The organism is Acinetobacter sp. YH12208, assembly GCF_013418055.1.
GTDB classification, from domain to species: Bacteria; Pseudomonadota; Gammaproteobacteria; order Pseudomonadales; family Moraxellaceae; genus Acinetobacter; species Acinetobacter pseudolwoffii.
The window spans coordinates 1-4,047 of the sequence record NZ_VPCT01000043.1 but is presented as its reverse complement, the minus strand read 5'-3'; the positions used below and the strand labels follow the sequence as shown (position 1 = coordinate 4,047).

Below are 4,047 nucleotides of genomic sequence, written 5' to 3'. Positions count from 1 at the left end.
ACGGCACAACTTTGAATATCAAACTGAATACCTTGCTGCCTTAAACTCTCGATCTTTGGAATATTCTCTAAAGGCTTAATATAAGATGCAAATAGCCACGTCATAGTCAGTATGAGAACTGAAAAAACACCTAAGAAAGTGGTGATTAACTTCCATGAAAATTGATCACTGGCTGATTCAATCGAGTTTTTCAAGCGTCCAAGCGCTTTAGCGGTCTTAATAAGTTCTGCTGTACCGTCCTGTAAGCCCTCATTTACCGCTTTTGATATAGTGTGGTGGGTTTGCCCAGCAATAGTGCTTTGAATGTGTTCTTTCGTGATTTGAAGCTCTTTAACGGCCTGATTGACTAGGTTCTGCTGTTGTTCTGCAACTGCCATCAGTGCATATAGCTTTTTTTCATCAGGTGTCATCGGCTCATCCCTCTAAACTTCATTGTTTTCTGTTGCTCTCTTTCTAATTTTTGCTGTTGTTTGTACTGTTCCAAAGCAAGCTGTTTAAAGCTGTCAAAATCAGCCTTAAAGCTCTCAATACCCTGTTTAATTTCTTTATCTGAAATTGGGCTGTTTTTGAGGTCTTTCAGGTCTTTTTTAGGGTCGCCTAAATCTAGTTGCTCAAGCTCTTTATAGGCTATACGTGACTGTTGCAAGGCTTCCCTGATTTCAGGGTCTTTAGCTTGGCTTGGTAATAGTTTCTTTTCGGGTTCTTTCTCTATGCCTTGCTCTTTGTAGCTTCGCATATCAATACGACTGTCAATTTGGTGTTTTTCTAAATGGCTGTTGCATAAATCAGCCCATCTTTGGCGTAGGTCTTTAATATCAGTTTTTCGTTCCTGGTAATCCTTGCCCGTATTGTCTTTTTTAGCTCCGCCACGTTCAGGATTCTTGGCGTTATAGCGTTTGAAATATTGCTCTGGATCTCGTTCGATTCCATCTTGCAGACGTTCATTAAACATGAGGTGAACGTGAGGCTGATCCTTGCCGTCCATTGCTTTAGGGTTATGAATCGCAAATTGATACGGATATTTTGAGCCAATCTCAGACTGAATGAAGTCCTCAACCAGTTCTAGGCGTTGCTCGGCATTCATCTCTCTAGGCAGGGCAATTTCATATTCTCGATAGGTACTGCCATTTTTACGCTCGTAAAGGTCGGCTGCCTGCCAAAAGGTAATCGGATTATGTTCAGCCCATTTCGGCATGTTTCCATAAGCACTATGTTCAAGATCAGTTTCTGCCTGTTCCTGTTTCAGCTTCTTTTCTTCATCCCTATCAATATATTCGGCATGCGGTGCTGCTTTACCTGCCTTACCGACTTTGACACTTAAACGAGCAATCGCCATTAGGTTTTATCCTGTTCCTTTTTTCGGTTGCGCTCTTTCTTAAACGCTCTTTGATCAAGTATCGAAGCCCACATCATAATGATGATGATTAGCGGTGCTGCGATCACGCCAAAAGTAATATCTTTAATTTTTCCCAATACCTGTTTTAGTTGCATCCTGTTGCTCCTAGCTTTGGTACTTATTTTTTTCATTCAATTTTCAATTGAACGAAAAAAATAAGTTTCAGGGTTTTAGGGATGAAGTCCCTAACGTGCTTAGGTTTCTCAATGAAATTGAGAAACGTCTAAGCGCGCCATCAAATTTTTGATGGAAGTACAGGCGAACTTCTCTAGAACGAACTTTAACAAAATTGCGGACATTGGACGTAATTATTTTGTTATCGTTCTTTGAGAATTGAGCCTGTGCTTTTGCGGTATCTGAATTAATGGAATCAAATATGACTAATGATTGGCTGTCTGAAAAACTAACCTACATTTCTGCTTTAAAAAATCCCAATGATGCTCAAAAACTTTTATTAGAATTAGCTCAAATCCAATACCGTACACCCGACCAAGAGAAAAAGCTGAATGCCTTGATTAAAGCTGAAAAAGCCATAGATCGAGCAAATAAGCAAAAAGTAGCGGTTAGAAAATTACTGAATGCTGAAAAGGACGCTGAAAGAAAGGCTCGGACACGGCACCTCATTCAATTAGGTGCACTTTTTGAGATTGCCAACCTGGATAAGCGAGATCCTGCAGAATTGCTTGGAGTACTTCTAAAAACTGCTGAAATTGATCCAAATGATATGAAATGGCAAATTTGGAAAGATTTAGGACAAGAAATGCTTAATAAGCGTCAAAAATAAAACTAACTAAGCATTAATTGAAACCAATTAATGCTTTTCACATGTATTTGATGATTTCTATATATTCCCTAATAGCAAAACTAAACAGAATAGTATTCAATTTTACAGACCACTCTTTTTTGTTGTACTGTCCACTTAAAATACAAAAACCTGTCCAATATTCTGTTCCAAAAGAATCTTTTTCAAATTCTAATTCGTAAGAAGTTGCATGAATTATTTTATTGCAACACTCTCTAATAGATTGTTTAAAATCACCTTTTATTACTTCTACTATTTTTGGAATATTATTAAAAGCTTCTTTGTCTACACTATATTCAGGATAGTCTTCTACAGAAAAATCATAACTATCTTGTAGAACTCTCATTCTAGTAGCACATGAAATTAAGCGATTACTTACTGTATTGATTAACCAGTCTTGATAATTTGCAACTTCCATAGAAAATTGAGTAACCATTGGAGGTTCTTCAATCTCTGGATATACCTCTCTAAGAGTAGTTATAAATTGTTTACTTGCTGATGCTAGTTGCCCTAAGTACATGGCTTCATCAGTAATAGATGCATAATATATTGGATGCGACATAAATTAACCCCCTAATTTATATATAATAAATAACGCTTAAATAAAGGAAAAATTAAAATGGCTTTCGCTGAAGATATAGAAAATTGCTTATTAGATGGCTTTAAGAATGGCGATAATAGAACATGTTTTATATGCCATGAAAAAGTTACTGGCCCAGTTGTTTATCATGATGGATCTGTTGATGGTCACGACATTTGGGTTATGCTAGTTTTTCATCCAGCTTGCGCTAATCTAATGGGACAAAGATTAATTTCAGATGGTTTCCCTAATAGAAGAAAAAAGTAAAACAAAGTTAATAGCCTAAGCAGAATTTTATAAATATTACGAACCATCCCCCCCTAACCATAAAAAGCAAATGCTCTCAACTTCTCAACTCGCCCCCAAAGCGTCGCACTTCGTGCTTTGGCTTTGGAAACGGTTGAGAGAGTTTCGGCAATACTCACCCTAAGGGCAGCCATTTGAAAAAATGACATATCCCCTAAGTATTGCCGATTTACCTGTATATATTTGGCTTCGGAGCCACGTATATCGGTCGTATCCGCACATAGCTTTGCTGACTATGCAGACAAGGACTCAAAGTCTTGCACCTCGCTCCACGCGCTCCCTGTCGTTACATTGCCTGTATCTCTGCGAGGGTTTCCCCAACGTACAACTTAACAAGTCCTATGTAACTACTCCTAACGCTCCGCCTATGTGAAGTTCCCCTGTAAGCGGTTTAGCCTTTCGACTATAGCTACAATACGCCAGTGACACTTATTCCTACCACACGTACTGCATGCCGACCGTAAAACGGACACGCAGAAGCGGGCAAAGCTCGATCTAGGATGCTTATTTGATGGTTTAAAACACGAATTAACGAAGACTTATCATTTTGAGGCTTGATATAAACACTGTTTATTGTGAAAATAGAGTTCAGGTACAAGCCTTTTGGTGAAATCATAACGGTCGCCAAACCTTATGATCTTCGTTACTTGATGTTAGTTCCATCAAATAACTGCGTACCGCTGAATTTACTTGAAAACCCCTCTAAGTTGCAAGACTTAGAGGGGTTTTTGTTTAGAATTTTACATTACAAGTTACTTATTCTTGTTTAAAGCAAATTTTCGCTTCTTAATCACAGTAAGTGGCTTTTCTTGTGGAGCCATATTTTTCTGAATGGTTCCCTGCTTCATCTCTACTGGGACAGCACTATTTTCAGTAGTCTTTGGACTAGATTCTTTAGGCTTTGACTCTGTTGGCTTTTGCAGAGTTGCTTCCTTATTTTTAATTTTTATATAAATTTTATGA

General features: G+C 38.1%; 6 protein-coding genes and 1 pseudogene. 2 read left to right on the top strand and 5 right to left on the bottom strand.

The annotated features are described in order from the left end of the window. The 3 genes from FTU95_RS14805 to FTU95_RS14795 all read right to left on the bottom strand — a co-directional run. A partial coding sequence (locus FTU95_RS14805; RefSeq protein ID WP_180078879.1) for a hypothetical protein occupies positions 1-410 on the bottom strand: 410 nt, incomplete at its 3' end. Further along, positions 407-1,336 carry a MobA/MobL family protein gene (locus FTU95_RS14800; protein ID WP_180078877.1) on the bottom strand — a complete coding sequence of 310 codons (930 nt, stop codon included), beginning with the start codon at positions 1,334-1,336 and terminating at the stop codon, positions 407-409. The genes FTU95_RS14805 and FTU95_RS14800, both read right to left, overlap by 4 nt. Further along, positions 1,336-1,491: a hypothetical protein gene (locus FTU95_RS14795; RefSeq protein ID WP_004812002.1), complete on the bottom strand. Its 156-nt coding sequence runs from the start codon at positions 1,489-1,491 to the stop codon at positions 1,336-1,338. Before FTU95_RS14795 ends, FTU95_RS14800 begins: the two co-directional genes overlap by 1 nt. Positions 1,492-1,772: 281 nt before the next feature. On the opposite strand from FTU95_RS14795, the gene FTU95_RS14790 reads away from it, so the two are divergent. Then, on the top strand, positions 1,773-2,180 hold the full coding sequence (locus tag FTU95_RS14790; protein WP_100358222.1) for a conjugal transfer protein TraD: 408 nt from the start codon (positions 1,773-1,775) through the stop codon (positions 2,178-2,180). Between the two features lie 37 nt (positions 2,181-2,217). Here the strand turns inward: FTU95_RS14790 and FTU95_RS14785 are convergent, their stop codons facing one another. Further along, a complete protein-coding gene (locus FTU95_RS14785; RefSeq protein ID WP_100358223.1) occupies positions 2,218-2,760 on the bottom strand; it encodes a hypothetical protein in 543 nt (180 codons plus the stop codon). A 57-nt stretch (positions 2,761-2,817) separates the two neighbouring features. On the opposite strand from FTU95_RS14785, the gene FTU95_RS14780 reads away from it, so the two are divergent. After that, positions 2,818-3,045 (top strand): hypothetical protein, encoded by a 228-nt coding sequence (locus FTU95_RS14780; protein WP_100358224.1) that lies wholly within the window; start codon positions 2,818-2,820, stop codon positions 3,043-3,045. A gap of 791 nt (positions 3,046-3,836) precedes the next feature. Here the strand turns inward: FTU95_RS14780 and FTU95_RS14775 are convergent. Continuing rightward, positions 3,837-4,047 (bottom strand): annotated as a pseudogene (locus tag FTU95_RS14775) (hypothetical protein); the annotation flags it as partial.

Bases quoted from the DNA above. Each gene is read 5' to 3' on its own strand.
- FTU95_RS14795 (WP_004812002.1), bottom strand. From the start codon at position 1,491: ATGCAACTAAAACAGGTATTGGGAAAAATTAAAGATATTACTTTTGGC.
- FTU95_RS14785 (WP_100358223.1), bottom strand. From the start codon at position 2,760: ATGTCGCATCCAATATATTATGCATCTATTACTGATGAAGCCATGTAC.
- FTU95_RS14800 (WP_180078877.1), bottom strand. From the start codon at position 1,336: ATGGCGATTGCTCGTTTAAGTGTCAAAGTCGGTAAGGCAGGTAAAGCA.
- FTU95_RS14790 (WP_100358222.1), top strand. From the start codon at position 1,773: ATGACTAATGATTGGCTGTCTGAAAAACTAACCTACATTTCTGCTTTA.
- FTU95_RS14780 (WP_100358224.1), top strand. From the start codon at position 2,818: ATGGCTTTCGCTGAAGATATAGAAAATTGCTTATTAGATGGCTTTAAG.